Here is a 16,686-nt window from a genome sequence, read left to right on the forward strand (position 1 = left end):
CCTATGATAGCCGAAAAGGGGGATTTTTTATAAATTAATACATTATATTGAAAAAATTTCATAATTCGCATTTTCATCATTGTTTTTTTGAGAAATAAAATATTTCAATGGAGCGGAAGGCGGCGACTCCTGCGGGAAAAGCAAGCAAACCGAGACCCTGGAATGAGCGTAGCGAGGGAAGCGGCTCGGTGCTTGCCCGCGGAAAGCGTCCGCCTGTAGCGCAATGATGCCAGTACTCATAATGATTAAACATTTCCTTATATTGTATACATTCTACACCAATCGCTTATTTTCCTTGTAAAAAAACACGAATCGATGAAATGTCGATTCGTGTTTCTTTTTATAGAAGGCTATATAATTTGATGTTTTCGTTTTTATCTGAGAACCAACGCATAGCAAATTCATTTTCAAATAGGAAAACAAGATTGTCAAAGCGGTCTTTTACAAGCATTGAACGACTTGAAGACATCGATTCTTTTACATCTTCTTCATTTTCAATCCAACGTGCCATTTTTGAACCAATTGGTTCCATTCTTACTTCAACATTGTATTCATTTTTCATGCGGTGCTCAAATACTTCAAATTGTAATTGACCAACTGCACCTAAAATAACTTCTTCTGTATGAAGTGTTTTGTAATATTGAATGGCACCCTCTTGCACCAATTGTAAAATCCCTTTATGGAATTGCTTCGATTTCATTACGTTTTTCGCTGTCACGCGAACAAATAGCTCTGGTGTGAACTGCGGTAATTTTTCAAATTGGAACGTTTTCTTGCCACCTACGACAGTGTCACCAATTTGATATGTGCCTGTATCATATAATCCAATAATATCTCCAGCCACCGCTACATCAACTGTTTCACGGTCGTCAGCTAAAAACTGTGTAGACTGTGTCACTTTAAAAGATTTACCTGTACGAGATAGCGTCATATTCATACCGCGCTCAAATTTACCAGATACGATACGTACAAAGGCAATACGGTCACGGTGTGCAGGGTTCATATTGGCTTGAATTTTGAAAATAAAGCCCGAAAACTCTGGATGCTCAACAGGGTCAATGAACTGCTCATCTTCTGTAATACGAGGTTGAGGTGTTGGAGCAAATTTTAAATACGTTTCAAGGAATGTTTGTACCCCAAAGTTTGTTAAAGCAGAACCGAAGAACACAGGTGTTAATTCACCGCGGCGGATTTTTTCTTCTGAATAGGCATTTCCTGCTTCATTAAGTAGCATAATGTCATCCATCGCTTGTGAGTAATATGAAGTGACTTTCATTGGATTGTCAACTGCTAACTCACCATTCTCATCGATTGGTAGGAAACGTTCGCCCTCATCAGTACGGAATTGCTCAATACGTTTGTTATAACGGTCATAAATACCAAGGAATTCTTTCCCCATACCGATTGGCCAGTTCATTGGGTAGGCTTGAATACCAAGCACTTCTTCAAGCTCTTCGATTAGTTCAAGTGGCTCTTTCCCTTGACGGTCTAATTTATTGATAAATGTAAAAATCGGAATACCGCGCATTTTACAAACTTTAAATAGTTTTAATGTTTGTGCCTCAATCCCTTTAGCAGCATCTACAACCATGACAGCACTATCTACTGCCATTAATGTACGATACGTATCCTCAGAGAAATCTTGGTGTCCTGGTGTATCTAAAATATTAACGCGCGAACCACTATAATCAAACTGCATAACAGAAGATGTTACCGAAATACCACGTTGTTTTTCAATTTCCATCCAGTCCGATGTTGCAAATTTCCCTGATTTTTTACCTTTTACTGTACCTGCGTCACGAATCGCTCCGCCAAAAAGTAAAAGCTTTTCCGTAATCGTCGTTTTCCCAGCATCCGGGTGGCTGATAATAGCGAACGTACGTCGTGCTAATATATCTTTTTCTAAATTTGAAGTCATCTCTTCATTCTCCTTTTTTCATACCTACTAATAATAAAAGAAGTCTAGCCCTTCGTACAACCTTTTTACATGAATTCACCAAAAAGAAAACCCTTTAGTCACTACTAAAAGGGTTCAGACTGTCAATAAGTAATATTTTATTCATTAAAACATATACAATACGTTTACATTTTGTGCGAGCGTAGAAGCCTCCACTACGCTGACTTGCAAGGAAGGGCTTGTCGGAAGAAATATCTTCTTGCACTAGCTGTTCCCCTTCATCGCATAAAAGGTTGTGACACAAATTAATTTAGACAAATTTTAAATGTCCTGCCTTTATAGCAATTTCCGCATCACTATGTGGATATTTCGTATTTTCAATAATTTGATAATCTTCATGTCCTTTACCAGCAAAAATAATCATATCGCCTGGTTCAGCTATCTCTATTGCATGACGGACTGCTTCTGCACGGTCTCCAATACAGGCATAGTTTTTATGCAGCATACCTTTAGCAAGATCACCTGTAATACTATCGTAATCTTCATAGCGCGGGTCATCTGTCGTTAAAATTACATAATCAGCTGCAGATGCTTTTTCAGCCATTGCAGGGCGCTTAGATTTATCACGATTACCACCTGTACCAACTAAGAAAATAAGCTTACCTTTTTTATATGGCGTAGCTGCGGCAATCGCCTTTTCAATAGCATCTGGTGTATGCGCATAATCGACAAAAATTTGCACTGGCAAATCTGAGCAAACTTTTTCCATACGTCCTTTTACTGGTGGTAATTGCTCTATTTGTTCAATAATTGCGTCCATTGAATAGCCTCTGCCATAAAATGCAACCATTGCAGCAAGAACATTATAAATATTGAATTCACCAAGCAAATGCATTTTCACAGGAAATATTCCTTCAGGCATAACTACATCAAATGAAGTCATGTAATCATGGTACTCACAATTAATGGCACGGAAATCAGCTGTCTCATCGTTTAATCCATAAGTCCATACTGGGAACGGTGTCATTGCTGCATAGCGTTCTGACCAAGCATCATCTGCATTGAGCACAACTAGTTTATTTTTTTCTAAGTCTTGTCCAAGTTGAGAGAATAATAAGCCTTTTGCATTCCCATATTCCTCCATCGTACCATGGAAATCAAGATGATCATGAGTAAGATTCGTAAAAATTGCAACATCATAATCAACACCAGCTAAACGACCAAGTGCTAATCCATGTGAAGAAACCTCCATTGTCATTAAACGGCAGCCTTCCATTTTTGCACGGAAAATCATTTGTTGCGTCGATAATGCATCACTTGTAGTATTTGCCGATTCATATAAAATACCATTTAAATTAAAACCAATTGTTCCTGTTAATGCAGATTTCTCGCCCATACCGTGCATGATATTTTGAATAATACCTGTTACAGATGTTTTACCATTCGTCCCTGTTACACCAATCATTGTCATATCTTTTGAAGGGTAATCAAAAAACTTAGCAGCTAACAAACCAACTGCACGATCTGTATCCTTCACAACAACTTGTGCAATCGCATCTGCTAATGGTAGTTCTCGTTCTGTGACAACAATAGTTGCACCACCTTCAACAGCTCTTTGCGCATAATCATGGCCATCCACTGTGTAACCTTTAATACATACAAACATGCTGTTCGGTTGCACACTTCGAGAATCGATAACGATATCCGTCACTTGATCCGGTAACACGCCAATTATTTTTTTCAAAGGTAATGCACTTAACAATTCCTCTGCATACATTTCATAGTCCTCCAATCAATCTCAACATTCATTTCATCATTTCTTGTTTTTCGACAAAAAAAGACAATCTGAATACCCCCACTTACCTAATGAATTTATTTTACTACTTATTCGCCTAGAAATGAAATGCCTCACGAAACGTTTTTTAAATGAAAACGCTACCATTTTAAAAATTAAGTTGGATTTTTCCTATCTTATCAAAAATCGGCATTTATCGACAACAATGAATCATGTATGATGGGAATATCGATTAAAAATTGAGGTGCTAAATATGCAACAATTGGAATTATTACGTATGCGCAATGAGATTATCTTGCTATTTTATGTGACAGCTATTTTTGCCTATGGAGTGCTCATTATGTTAGATCTCTATAGTAACCTCGAAGTACTGATCGGTGTGTTGTTAATAATATTTCTACCTCTACTAGCTGGTAAAATTTTAAAAATTAAACCAATTGCAATGCAATGGGTAATAATTATTTCAGGCAATATTGCCATTGTTTATCTTAATATTCTCAGCATTTCCTTAACTAGTTTTATTTGCTTTATTTTCTATATATTATTAATAACTATTTACCAATCGATAAAATTGAATACTTTAATTAGTATTGTTTCTTTGCTGGAAATTATAGCTCTTTCTTATTTTCACCGCATTTCCAGTGAATTTATTGTCCATCCACGCTACTTCGAAACATTTATTTTTGTTGTATTGTTACTTACTATTGTAGGTTGGATTCAATCTCGCCATTTACAACATTTTTGGTATCGACTAAATGAGATGAACTTACAGAAAAAACAAGAATTGCTTTCGCAAGAAGCATATTTGCATTTGTTTTTCCAACATGCAAATGATTGTATTGCGGTTTTTAGTTTAGATAATCGCGTCATTGATGTAAATCCTGCTTTTGAGGAAGTATATGGTTGGACAAGTGCAGAAATTGTTGGCAAGAGCATCCCTCTTGTCCCTCCAGAAAATGTTTTGGAAGCTGAACAGCGCTATGCAAGTTTATTAGAAGGAAAAAGCTTTAAACTGTTAGAAACACAAGATATGCGTAAAGATGGTACTGTTTTCGATGTCGAAATTTCACTCTCACCTATCTATGATCGCACAAACAAAATGATAGCTATTTCTGCTATTTCACGCGATATTTCTTATAAAAAGGAAAATGAACTACTTTTACTACAATCAGAAAAGCTAAAAATGGCAGGCGAAATAGCAGCTGGGGTAGCACATGAAATCCGTAATCCTATGGCCGTTATATCCGGTTTTGTTCAAATGATGAGTACGGAAAAAGATTCAACCTGCTATGCATATACCGAAATAATTCAATCTGAAATCGAACGAATTAACTTAATTATTGGTGAATTTTTAGTGCTGTCCAAGCCTCATGTTGAACAATTAAAAGTCGTATCGATTGACGACGTGATTAACAGTATTAGTCAACTATTTCATCTCGAATTTCAAAAACATAACATTACCTTTTCACTACATATCGTCAGCGAAGATAACCAAATTTTAGCTAATGAAAATCAGTTAAAACAGGTATTCATTAATATTATTAAAAATGCCATTGAAGCAATTGAAGCACGTACAACTGAAGGAGAAATTATTATTTTCATTGCTAAAGATGCGGAAGGATTAATTATGGTGACAATTACAGATAATGGTGTTGGAATGTCCGAGGCACTAATTAAGCGTATTTTTGAACCTTTTTATACGACCAAATCAACAGGAACAGGCCTTGGTATGCTCATAACAAACAAGATTATTCAGGAACATGGCGGCACAATTGCTATTGAAAGCAAGTTAAACTGTGGTTCAACTATAAAAATAAAACTACCGCCAGCAGAAAACAATGAGGTTGGAGGTGTCTAAACGTACAAGACACCTCCCTCAGCATTACTTCATAATAGTACGAATAAGTTTAACCTTTTGTTTATATGGCGGGAAAAGAATATTTGTTTCGAGCTTTGAAGATTTTTTTAATATCGATTTTGGATGTGTAAAATTATCAAAGCTTGCCTTTCCATGATAGGCATTAATCCCTGAAGGACCAACCCCACCAAATGGCAAATGCTGATTACCTACATGTGTTACCGTATCATTTATACAGCCACCACCAAAAGGTAGCTCCTCTAAAAAGTATTGAATGGCTTTTTCATGTTCAGAGAAAAAATAAGCAGCTAAAGGTTTAGGCAATTGACGAATTTGATGTATGGCAAGTCGTAAATCATCATATACCATTACTGGTAAAATCGGTCCAAATAGCTCATCTTGCATTGAAGGACTTGACCACTTCACATATTCAATTATGGTAGGCTCAATATATAAATCATCACGATCTGTTCGCCCTCCATATGTAATTGTGTCCCGCTCCTCAATTAAAATTTTTTGCAGACGATCAAACTGTCTTACATTTACAATACGACCGTAATCCGGGCTTTTTATCGCATTTTTACCGTAGAAAGAACGGACAGTGTCCTTTAACAATTTCATAAATCGATCATAAACGTCTTTATGGACAAGTAAATAGTCTGGAGCTACACACGTTTGACCAGTATTTGTGAATTTTCCCCAAGCTATTCGTTTTGCAGCAACTTCTAAATTGGCCGTTTGGTCGACTATTGCTGGGCTTTTACCACCAAGTTCGAGTGCTATCGGAGTTAACCGTTCAGCTGCCGCTTTCGCCACTATTTTACCGACCGCTACACTTCCTGTAAAAAATATATAATCAAACGAAGCATGAATAAGTGCGGTTACTTCTTCTTTTTCACCTTCTACAACACGTATATAGGAAGGATCGAATGTCTCTTCAATAATTTTTTTCACAATATTTGCTGTATGCACAGACGTTTCAGATGGCTTTACAATCGCTGTATTTCCACCAATAATTGCACCAATTAAAGGCTCCATCACAAGCTGAAATGGGTAATTAAATGGCCCAATAATTAACGTCACACCATACGGCTCTCGAACAATAAAACTTTTCCCCATTTGAAGGTGAATTGGCGTTTTAGCCGTTTCAGGCTTCACCCATTCCTCTAAATTTTTCGCCATATAAGAAATACTATCAAGGACAATGCCAATTTCTGTTGCATATGCTTCGAACTCACTTTTTCTTAAGTCTAAAAACAATGCATTCAAAATATCCTTTTCATACTTTAAAATACTTTTCTTTAAGTTCAATAATTGATTTTTTCGAAATTTTACATCTTTTGTAGCGCGAGAAAAATAAAATTGTCGCTGCTCTGTAATCATATTTTCAACATCTTGTGGCGTAAAATTCATAAATAAACACCCCTTTTTTAAAATTGCGATACATAGTTTTGTCTTTTTTGAAACAAACTATCTTTGTCTATACGATACAACATTGAAGGATAAAAATCCTCCTTCTGAAATAGGGGATGATGTAAAAAAACAGAAATAGTAACTAATGATGCCATGTTTTTTTTTGAGAAACTAGGGAAATATACAATTACATATCGAATCGAAACGGGGGCGTAGAGAATGACAACGACAACAGGAACTTGGTGGGAATCCATTTTTTCAGGAGCATTATCGCACGGGATATGTGAAGAAAAATTATCGTTATTGCAAGATGAGGCTTTTTTATATCTTTCTACAATGCAGTCGGAGAAAGACACTTTATTGGAGGAACCTGAAGTAAATTAATAAAAAGCGCATCATAGGTGGCTATTTCCTATGATGCGCTTTTATGTTAGTTCACAGCTACTGTGTGCTGTATTTTTTTAAGTTCAATCTCTAGACGATTAATAGCTTCCTCCTCAATAGCAAAGCTGCCGTCCTCTAAACGTATAATTTGCTTGTCGATAATATAAACGGAATGGGCAATATCTGTTGCCCCTAATACAGCCAATACTGGTTTTAGAGCATATTCTAACGCAAGTAAATGCCCAATAGAGCCACCTACTGCTATAGGTAAAATCTTTTTACCTGCTAACGCTTTTTGTGGCAATAAATCTAAGTAGGTTTTTAATATTCCTGAGTAAGATGCTTTATATATAGGTGTTAAAATGACAACAATATCTGCTTCCTCCACCTTTTGATTTTCTGCTTTAATGTCTTCACTTGCAAAGTTTGCAGTTATTAACGCAGCAGCTGGCAGTTCATGTACGTGAATTGTGTGTATTGTTGTACTTTGAGCTGAGAAAAAACACTCGACCTTCTCCTGAATCGCCGTCACACGCGAATACCTCGTATTACTGCCATTAATAATCACTACTTTTGTCATCTCGCTCACTCCCTTTATTTTATTAAATAATTTACTACCCCATCTCGAAGTAGTAGGCATTCTCGATAAATTAAGAAATATTTATTTTGTCATCATTACCAAAGTGGTCATTTATTACTGGCGTTAATTTCTCCCGTTGACACAAAAAGAGGCTTCTATATTTACAGTCAACAACTAAGCCGTTGTGAAAAATAGAAGCCTCTAGATGTCTAGTCAGCGTATATCGTCTAATACCAAGTAATCTTATAAACTTAATTTAACATAATATTAGATAAAGTCAATAAGCTTTAATGGAATTTATATTTGAATACAAAAAGGTTGCCACAACAATATGTGAACAACCTTCTCTCCATTTATTTTATTGATGAATCGCTTTACCGAATACCGCTTTTGCAGCATCTCCAATATGCTCTGATACTGTAGGGTGAGGAAAAATCATATTTGCTAATTCATTTACAGTACCACCGGCATTTTTCGTCGCTAAAATAGCATTGAGTATTTCTGTAGCACCATCAGCAACAACACATGCCCCTAAAATATGCCCTTCCTCCTGCGTTACAACAAGCTTTACAAAACCTTCCACATTTCCTTCCATCAACGCCTTTGGATTTGTATTAATTGGCATTTTTGTCACCGTATACGCTTGATGAACTTGATCTTCTAACAAACCAAACGTTGCAATTTCAGGATGGGTGTAAACACAACGCGGAATAAGTGCTTGGTCAACCAACGCTCGTTTAGCCCCCAAAATATAATCCACAACATAAATACCTTCCGCACTAGCAGCATGTGCTAACTGATAGCCTCCCACTAAGTCACCTATTGCGTAAATATGTGGATGACTCGTTTCATAATGCTTATTTACCGCTATTAAACGACCATCAAAATCAAGCTCTAGCTGTTGTGCAATTTCCGTATTTGGACGACGTCCCGTTGCAAATAATAAGTTTTCGTATGTATAGATTCCTTTAGATGTATGAATTTCATTGCCATTAAATTGCTCAAATTGAAAGTTTGTCACAAGTTCGATACCGATATTTCTCATTTTCTCCCGAATAATCGGTCGTGCATCTGGTTCTTCCGTTTGTAAAATATCTTCACTATGATTCAACATCGTAACTTTTGTTCCAAGTGGTGCTAAGCTAAATGCCATTTCTACGGCAATGACTCCTCCACCAATAATCGTTAGCTGTTGTGGAAGTTCCCTCATATCAAAAAATGTATCCGTTGTATAATATGATGAATTTTCTAGCCCTTTAAATGGCGGCACAAATGGCTTACTACCAGTTGCTAAAATAATATCTTTCGCTGCAAAAATTTCTTGACCGACCGTTACCGTTAAATCGGCAGCAACCGACGCCTCTCCGCGGTAAAATGTAATATGATTGCTCGCAATGTACTGTTCTATATTTTCTAAAAGCTCTTGAACGATTGTATTTTTACGCTGCATTAAACGAGGGAAGTTTACATTAACGACTGGCGTTTCAATCCCCCAATCGTTGCCACGTTGTATTTCTTGCACTAATTTACTGTGCTCTAACAAAATTTTCGAAGGAATACAGCCAACATTATAGCAAGCTCCCCCCACTTTATCACGTTCTACCAAAGCTACTTTCATACCACTTTTAGCTGCATGAATTGCTGCCACATATCCTCCTGGACCTGCGCCAATAATAGCGATATCAAATTGTTCCACGTCTATTCACCTCATTTACCACCTTAACATTTACAAAATTTCAATGCAATGACATATCCTCCTTAAGATACGACGCTGAAATTCACTTAATGAAAAAAGCCTCTCACATGAGAGACTTCTAGTAGTACTAGGTGGATATGGGCGTATAGCGGGATTTATTTGAAGCAAAGTAATTCCGCGGGATGAAGCGAGATTTCCGCGGAACGAAGCCGGATTTCCGCGAAACATCACTATATTCCCGCGAAACGAAACGGGATTTCCGCGGTACATCACAATATTTCCGCGAAACGAAGCCCGATTTCCGCGGAACAACACTATATTCCCGCGAAATGATGCGGGATCCCGCGGAACATCACAATATTTCCGCGAATTGAAGCGGGATTTCCGCGAAACGAAGCGAGATTTCCGCGGAACAACACTAAATTCCCGCGAAACGAAGCCCGATTTCCGCGGAACATCACAATATTCCCGCGATGCATAGCGGTTTTTTATTATTTATTAAAATTAATCCAGAAAACTTCTTTACTTCCGTCTTGTTTACTAATAATCGTTTTAACGGAATAGCCTCCTGCTTCGTAATTTGCTATATTTTCTTCTGTTGACATCACTCTTGCATTCGTACTTGCCGCCACTCGGTAACTGCCAAATTCACGTTGTAGCTGACGCTCACCATTCACCATTTTATAAAGTTCAAACCGCGTCTCTTTAGCTTGCAGTGGTCCTTTATTCATATCACTTTTCAACCAAGCTTTTACTATCACTTTATTTGATGTAACTTGTGCTTCTACTTGAATATCCCGTTGTCGATATTGTTGCTCCGCATGTGTATTGTTTTTTTCTAAAATCTTTTTTAAATCATGGGCTGACACTCGATTGCTAGAATCAATTCGTTTAATATGAACGGTTCCTTGTCCAAATAAATTATAGCCACCCTGTGTAGAGTAATCGATCGTGTAACCCGCCTTTTTAATAGCCTGCTCGGCTATTCGATCATAAACACCATATGGATACGCAAAGGATTTAGGCGCTATCCCTGTATATTTTTCAATTAATTGATGTGCTTTTGTAATATCCTCTTGAATGTATTGAAGTCGCTCCTCATTTGTAAGGGGCTCCCCATTTTTCTTCTGATTAAGTATCATTGCCTCGTGTTTTGACTTATCATTGCTCCCTCGCCAATGTAAATCATATGTATGGTTGCCGATATGCATAATACCAGAATCGGACATTTCCTTTATTTGTTGCCAGTTCAACATTGGTACATTTTTTCTAGCACCTGTCTCCACATCATTTACGATAACAAACAATGTCGCCTGCATGCCCATTTCTTTTAATATAGGGTAAGCAATTTTATATACACTTTCATAGCCATCATCTATCGTTAAAAATACAGATTTCTCAGGAATGCGACCGTGCCCTTGTAAATATGCGATTAGCTGCTCTTCCGTAAGTGTTGAATAGCCATTGTCCTTAAGCATCTTCAACTGTTCCCGAAATAGCTTTTCAGTAATATTTATATTAGCTATTTCCTTATACTCACCAAATGAATGATAGTTAATGACCGTAACACCTTTGGCATTACTATATTCATAAAATTTTGTTGTCTTTGCTGCCATTGCCTGATCTGACATTGCGATAAAGAAGCAAACAAGTACAACAAATAATAGTATTTTCCTTATATATTTCATAATATTGGTCCCTTTCCCAAACTATAGTCCACATACAAGTATATACGAAATAATGACAGACTGAAAGAGACTGTTCGTATAGAACAGTCTCTTTATTAATAGAGCATTGGATACTCTCTATCGCCGATAAACTTAATCATATCGCCCAAAGGATACTCCCTAGCGCTGGTAAACCCACTTTTATCGCCGCTAAACCCAATGATAGCGCCGATAGAAATGAAATCATTAATAAATATTGCGCTGCCAAAAGCGTTGCTGGGCAATGGCATCTACAAATTTTTTGGCAAATCCAGCATTTCCAGTTGCTAAAATAATGCCTGGCCCTACGTTTGCATTCGACATATTGAAAAACGTTGTTCCTGTTGAAGCAATACCAATTGGTTTAAAATGTCTGTACGCCTCATTAATATAATTGACAATATAGGTGTTAAACTTTGCTTGATTGTCAGCTCGAACTCCGACAACATATAAGGAATCAAATAGCACCGCATCGGTCGTAATAAATGTATCACTCGCTGTTAACTGTACACCATTAGTGCCCTTCACAACACCGAGTCTGTCAGAAATGATGCTATATCGAACACCGTTCCTTGTTAAAAACTTCAGTACTTCTCCAACCTCATTGGCATCAAATCCATCACCTATTAATACCCCCACTTTAAGTGTCTGTGGCAATTTCACAGTATTTGCCTGACTTAGTGCAGGTGATGATATAGTAACGTTTGATTGCTCACCTGTAGGTCGATTAACGCCAATATTATCAGCAACTATTGTAGCCATCTCTTTATCAACACGGACAAACATATCAACGACTTGCTGGCGAACGTATTTACTTTTTACCTTTCCTACCTCGAAGCTAAAGGCGTCAATGATATGCTGCTTTTCAGGTGGCGACATACTATTCCAAAATAGTCGAGCTTGTGAGAAATGGTCATTAAAGGACTTACTTCGAGCCCTTGTAATACGTCCCTCAACCTTTTCTTCATAATGCACAAATCCTCCTTCTTTTGCAGTTGATGTTGAAGGAGTATTGCCCGCAAGCGAATTTTTATGATAGCTAACTTTTCCCATATTAATCGTTTGTCGACTGAATCCATTTCGTTGGTTATTATGAATCGGGCAAACAGGCCTATTAATAGGAATCTCAGCAAAGTTTGGTCCGCCTAGACGAAGAAGTTGTGTATCAATATATGAAAATAAGCGACCTTGTAGCAGCGGATCATTTGTAAAATCAATGCCCGGCACAACATTTCCAGGGTGAAAAGCGACTTGCTCGGTTTCAGCAAAAACATTATCCACATTGCGATTCAATGTCATTTTTCCGATTCTTTTGACAGGTACTAGCTCTTCTGGCCATAGTTTTGTTGCATCTAAAATATCAAAATCAAATCTAAATTCTTCCTCGGGCTCGATCATCTGGACACCAAGCTCATACTCTGGAAAATCCCCAATTTCAATTGATTCCCATAAATCTCGCCGTTGAAAATCGGAATCCTTGCCCCCAATAATTTGCGCTTCATCCCATACTAGAGAGTGAACACCTAACACTGGCTTCCAATGAAATTTCACGAATCTGGATCTACCTTTGTCATTTACAAAACGGAACGTATGCACACCGAAGCCTTCCATCATCCGAAAACTTCTAGGAATCGTTCGATCAGACATATGCCACATAATCATATGTGCTATTTCCTGATTATTTGCAACAAAATCCCAAAACGTATCGTGTGCAGAAGCCGCTTGTGGCATATCATTATGAGGCTCAGGCTTTACAGCATGAATTAAATCGGGAAACTTAATAGCATCCTGAATAAAAAACACTGGGATATTGTTGCCGACTAAATCATAATTGCCCTCTTCAGTGTAAAATTTTGTTGCAAACCCACGTACATCACGAGCCGTATCCATTGAGCCTAAGCTCCCTACGACTGTAGAAAATCTAACAAATACAGGCGTCTTTTTCCCAGGCTCCTGTAAAAAATTTGCTCTCGTATACTCTTTCATCGACTCATATAGTTCAAACTCTCCGTGCGCGGCAAATCCTCTAGCATGTACAACTCGTTCAGGAATCCGCTCATGGTCAAAATGCGTCATTTTTTCCCGAAAATGAAAATCCTCCATAATGGTTGGTCCACGAACGCCAGCTTTCAATGAATCTTCATCATTGGAAACCTTCAGCCCCTGATTGGTCGTCATCTTTTTCCCATCATTATTAACGCGAAATGTCTCTAGTTGTTGATCCTTCGCATTCTCAGTCAAATCCTTGCCCTGATTTGATTTAGACTTATCCACGCGATCCCCTTTCCTTTTGCACTAATTACGCTCTATATACACTGTATGTTTTTCTGAAATAAACATGAATGGTTGAGTCCATTCATAAAAAAGAACCTTGACTCAATAACGCCAGTCAAGGTTTCTTCATTCTCTATTTCGCTTTCGCTGTTGCCGTCATCTTCTCAAGCTGTCTAACTGTCGGTGTTAAATTAGCAAAGAAGTAGGCCTCGCGTAGCTTACGTGATGGTGTACTTCCTGCAATATAACCCGCTGAGCCATTATGGAGCATGTTGGCCTGCACTGCAGCCAATGTATTATAAACGACTTGTAAACGAAGCTGACAAATTGCTTGTAAATTTACTTCGCCAGATTGAATTAGTGCTTGAAGTTTTTCTTGTAATGAGTGTAGATTTTCTGTTAGTTCATCCGCTTGAACTTGCAAATATTCATTACAACCATTTTGCTTAGCTTTAACTTTTTCTATCCCTTCAATGGCTGAGTCTACAACACCAAAACCTAGCGGGATTTGATACAGTACAAATATCGGGCGAATAGTATCTACAAATGTGCTTGCATCTTGTGCAATGATATAGTTATCAGCAACAAACACGTTGTCAAACTTACATGTATAGGTCGCACTGCCGTTGACACCTAAAAAGTGGATTTTTTCCTTTAGTGTAATGTTCTCATTGTCTGTATTAACGAATACCATCACTTCCTGCTCACCGTTATGGGCAATCGCCCCGAACCAGTGATTCGCTGCTAAGTTTGAAACAGCGGGTAACACTCCATTTACGACATAGCCACCGTCCACACGCTCAGCTGATAAATGAAGCTTCTCTAGTCCAGCATAAAACTTCATCGGATTCGATAAACCTGTCGCACCAAGTACTTCTCCACGTTCTAGTAATGGTAAAATATTTTCACGTAATTGCATATTATTCGTTTTACGTAAGTAAGTTAAAGCGGCAAGGTGGCACCATAGGCAAAATGCAGTTGTCATACAAACTTTCGCTGTCTCTTGTACAATCGTTAGCTCATCTAATAGCGTTGTTTGTTCATCTTTTTGTGTTGAAGCAAAAAACCCAGCCTTGCCGAGCTCCAATAAAAAATCCTCCGCGTAATAAGCTTCCTCATCAATCTTTTTTACGAACGGTTTTAATTTTTCTTCAATTAACGTTTGTAAAGCTACTGCATCTACTGCCATGGTTTCCACTCCTATCCTTTACTTATCAGCTAATTCAGTTAAAGACGTAATTGGTGTTTGCACTGCCTCACGAGCACGTTTTACAGCTGCTTCGTCTGGTGCGTCATAGAAGCACAGGCACTTTGTCATATCTTCACATACATATGTGCGAGAAAAATGTACTTCTGGTACTTCTTCATAGTGAACGGAGTTTTTCTTTTTACGTGCTAAATATTGATCCATTGTAATTTCTGCTGGAATTTCCCACTCTACTAAATAGTTCACAACTTCTTGATTTGTTTTAACTTCATCCAGCTCTTTCCCAACTAGGCGAACTTCTTTTACTAAATCTGTTTGAATGTTTTGAGCTGCTAGTGCAGTTGTTACTTGAGATTCTTCATTTGCCTCCACGATAAAGTACGCACGACTAAAATCCTTTGCGACTTGTACTTCGATAACAGTTACATCCTGCTCTTGTCCTACACGCTCTACTAATGCTGCAAATTGCTCTTTGTTCGTTACTTCACTAACTGTTGATTCTACCAAAAATAAACTCATAGTAAATACCTCCGAATAGTTTGTTTTTTCTTTATGTGAGTTATTTTATTATACTTACTTAATAAAAACAACTGAATTTACTAAAAATTATGATTTGTGCTACACTACTGCATGGAGGGAACACTATGAAAACACGATATGACTTACCATGCAATATTGCACAAACATTGAACATTATCGGTGATCGTTGGACATTGCTCATCTTACATGAACTATTAATCGGTCAATCGAACTTTAATGACATTAAATTAAATTTGCCAGGTCTTTCAGCAAATTTATTGTCTGCACGTTTAAAATCTTTAGAAGAAGCAGGTTTAGTTGCTTCCACTCTTTACTCTGCACATCCACCGCGTTATGCCTATTCATTAACTGAATCAGGAAAGGCATTAGAATCTGTATTTAATGCAATGATTTTATGGGGCAGCGAATATTTGGACCCTTGCTATAAAGAAATTGTTGATGCGCATTCAGGTGACCGAGTAGAAATTGGTTACTATTCAAAAAACACCGGTGAGCGTAGCGATACGATTCAAATACGTGCCATTCAAAACGGAGCTAACCAATAATTTATTGGGCTAGCTCTTTTTTGCCCACTCTAAGCTCCTTGTCCGCCCCAAATTTTCGCAACCCAGCCTTCAAAATAGCGAATGACCTTGTCGAGCAACAAACCGAGTACGCCAATAACAATAATGGCCGCCATAACTAAATCTAAACTAAGTGAATTTCTAGCATCGACTATTAAAAAGCCTAATCCTGATTGCGCCCCCACCATTTCTCCAGCAACTAAGAATATCCAGGCACTTCCTAATGCCATATGCAACCCGTTTGCAATCATAGGAAAAGCAGCTGGAAAAACAATTTTACGCAATAGGTTAAACTGCGACATTTCAAAATTGGCTGCGATTCGTAAATAAGTAGCATCAACTTTTTTCACTGCAGTCACTGTGGATAATAACACGGGGAAAAAGGCTGCAATAAATATTATGACAATGGCTGGCATATTGCCAATGCCAAACCATAGTACGATAAAAGGCGACCAGGCAATCGGTGATACAGGACGTAAAATTTGTACAATCGGATCTAGCACAGCCCAAACTTTCACCAATCTCCCGACAACTAATCCGACAATTACAGCGACAACAACCGCTAATAAATAACCGCTAAAAAAGCGAAACAAACTAATTTGTATATGCTCGAATATGGAGCCATCTTTGATAGTATCCAGTAATGCCGTAAAAACATCTAATGGTGGAGGAAATAATGCTGCATCATGATCACCAATAATCTTTACTACTTGCCAAACGCCTATTAATAACACAAATCCAAGTAAAATTGGTCCTATTTTTTTCATACATAT

The 16,686-nt window shown here is 37.7% G+C and carries 13 protein-coding genes; 3 read left to right on the plus strand and 10 right to left on the minus strand.

Features of this window, described 5'->3' with window-relative positions; genetic code table 11:
- Positions 1 to 340: 340 nt before the first annotated feature.
- Both NSQ74_RS22205 and NSQ74_RS22210 read right to left on the minus strand, forming a co-directional pair.
- A complete protein-coding gene (locus tag NSQ74_RS22205) occupies positions 341 to 1,918 on the minus strand; it encodes a peptide chain release factor 3 (protein ID WP_340826184.1) in 1,578 nt (525 codons plus the stop codon).
- Positions 1,919 to 2,207: 289 nt separating this feature from the next.
- Positions 2,208 to 3,674 (minus strand): UDP-N-acetylmuramoyl-L-alanyl-D-glutamate--2,6-diaminopimelate ligase, encoded by a 1,467-nt coding sequence (locus NSQ74_RS22210; protein ID WP_340826186.1) that lies wholly within the window; start codon positions 3,672 to 3,674, stop codon positions 2,208 to 2,210.
- Positions 3,675 to 3,945: 271 nt separating this feature from the next.
- On the opposite strand from NSQ74_RS22210, the gene NSQ74_RS22215 reads away from it, so the two are divergent.
- Positions 3,946 to 5,550, plus strand: coding sequence for a two-component system sensor histidine kinase NtrB (locus NSQ74_RS22215; protein WP_340826187.1), 1,605 nt, complete (start codon positions 3,946 to 3,948; stop codon positions 5,548 to 5,550).
- A gap of 24 nt (positions 5,551 to 5,574) precedes the next feature.
- Here NSQ74_RS22215 and NSQ74_RS22220 read toward each other — a convergent pair whose 3' ends face one another.
- Positions 5,575 to 6,963 carry an aldehyde dehydrogenase gene (locus tag NSQ74_RS22220; RefSeq protein ID WP_340826188.1) on the minus strand — a complete coding sequence of 463 codons (1,389 nt, stop codon included), beginning with the start codon at positions 6,961 to 6,963 and terminating at the stop codon, positions 5,575 to 5,577.
- A gap of 219 nt (positions 6,964 to 7,182) precedes the next feature.
- Here NSQ74_RS22220 and NSQ74_RS22225 point away from each other — a divergent pair, with 219 nt between their 5' ends.
- Positions 7,183 to 7,347 carry a hypothetical protein gene (locus NSQ74_RS22225; RefSeq protein WP_340826189.1) on the plus strand — a complete coding sequence of 55 codons (165 nt, stop codon included), beginning with the start codon at positions 7,183 to 7,185 and terminating at the stop codon, positions 7,345 to 7,347.
- Between the two features lie 46 nt (positions 7,348 to 7,393).
- Here the strand turns inward: NSQ74_RS22225 and ssuE are convergent, their stop codons facing one another.
- The 6 genes from ssuE to NSQ74_RS22255 form a co-directional block, all read right to left on the minus strand.
- Positions 7,394 to 7,927 carry an NADPH-dependent FMN reductase gene (gene ssuE, locus NSQ74_RS22230; RefSeq protein ID WP_340826190.1) on the minus strand — a complete coding sequence of 178 codons (534 nt, stop codon included), beginning with the start codon at positions 7,925 to 7,927 and terminating at the stop codon, positions 7,394 to 7,396.
- A 358-nt stretch (positions 7,928 to 8,285) separates the two neighbouring features.
- Positions 8,286 to 9,623 carry a dihydrolipoyl dehydrogenase gene (lpdA, locus tag NSQ74_RS22235; RefSeq protein ID WP_340826192.1) on the minus strand — a complete coding sequence of 446 codons (1,338 nt, stop codon included), beginning with the start codon at positions 9,621 to 9,623 and terminating at the stop codon, positions 8,286 to 8,288.
- Positions 9,624 to 10,114: 491 nt separating this feature from the next.
- Entirely contained in the window at positions 10,115 to 11,311 is a 1,197-nt protein-coding gene (locus NSQ74_RS22240) for a polysaccharide deacetylase family protein (protein WP_340826193.1), read from the minus strand.
- Positions 11,312 to 11,536: 225 nt separating this feature from the next.
- A complete protein-coding gene (locus NSQ74_RS22245; protein ID WP_340826195.1) occupies positions 11,537 to 13,603 on the minus strand; it encodes a catalase in 2,067 nt (688 codons plus the stop codon).
- Between the two features lie 133 nt (positions 13,604 to 13,736).
- Positions 13,737 to 14,792: an acyl-CoA dehydrogenase family protein gene (locus NSQ74_RS22250; protein ID WP_340826197.1), complete on the minus strand. Its 1,056-nt coding sequence runs from the start codon at positions 14,790 to 14,792 to the stop codon at positions 13,737 to 13,739.
- 18 nt (positions 14,793 to 14,810) lie between these two features.
- Positions 14,811 to 15,329 carry a DUF4242 domain-containing protein gene (locus NSQ74_RS22255; protein WP_340826199.1) on the minus strand — a complete coding sequence of 173 codons (519 nt, stop codon included), beginning with the start codon at positions 15,327 to 15,329 and terminating at the stop codon, positions 14,811 to 14,813.
- A gap of 125 nt (positions 15,330 to 15,454) precedes the next feature.
- Here NSQ74_RS22255 and NSQ74_RS22260 point away from each other — a divergent pair, with 125 nt between their 5' ends.
- Positions 15,455 to 15,895, plus strand: a complete 441-nt coding sequence (locus tag NSQ74_RS22260) for a winged helix-turn-helix transcriptional regulator (protein ID WP_173478043.1) — start codon at positions 15,455 to 15,457, stop codon at positions 15,893 to 15,895.
- Between the two features lie 29 nt (positions 15,896 to 15,924).
- On the opposite strand, the gene NSQ74_RS22265 is transcribed toward NSQ74_RS22260, so the two are convergent.
- On the minus strand, positions 15,925 to 16,680 hold the full coding sequence (locus tag NSQ74_RS22265) for an ABC transporter permease (RefSeq protein ID WP_340826202.1): 756 nt from the start codon (positions 16,678 to 16,680) through the stop codon (positions 15,925 to 15,927).
- Positions 16,681 to 16,686: the final 6 nt, after the last annotated feature.

The sequence above is a fragment of the Lysinibacillus sp. FSL W8-0992 genome (genome assembly GCF_038008685.1).
Lineage (GTDB): Bacteria > Bacillota > Bacilli > Bacillales_A > Planococcaceae > Lysinibacillus.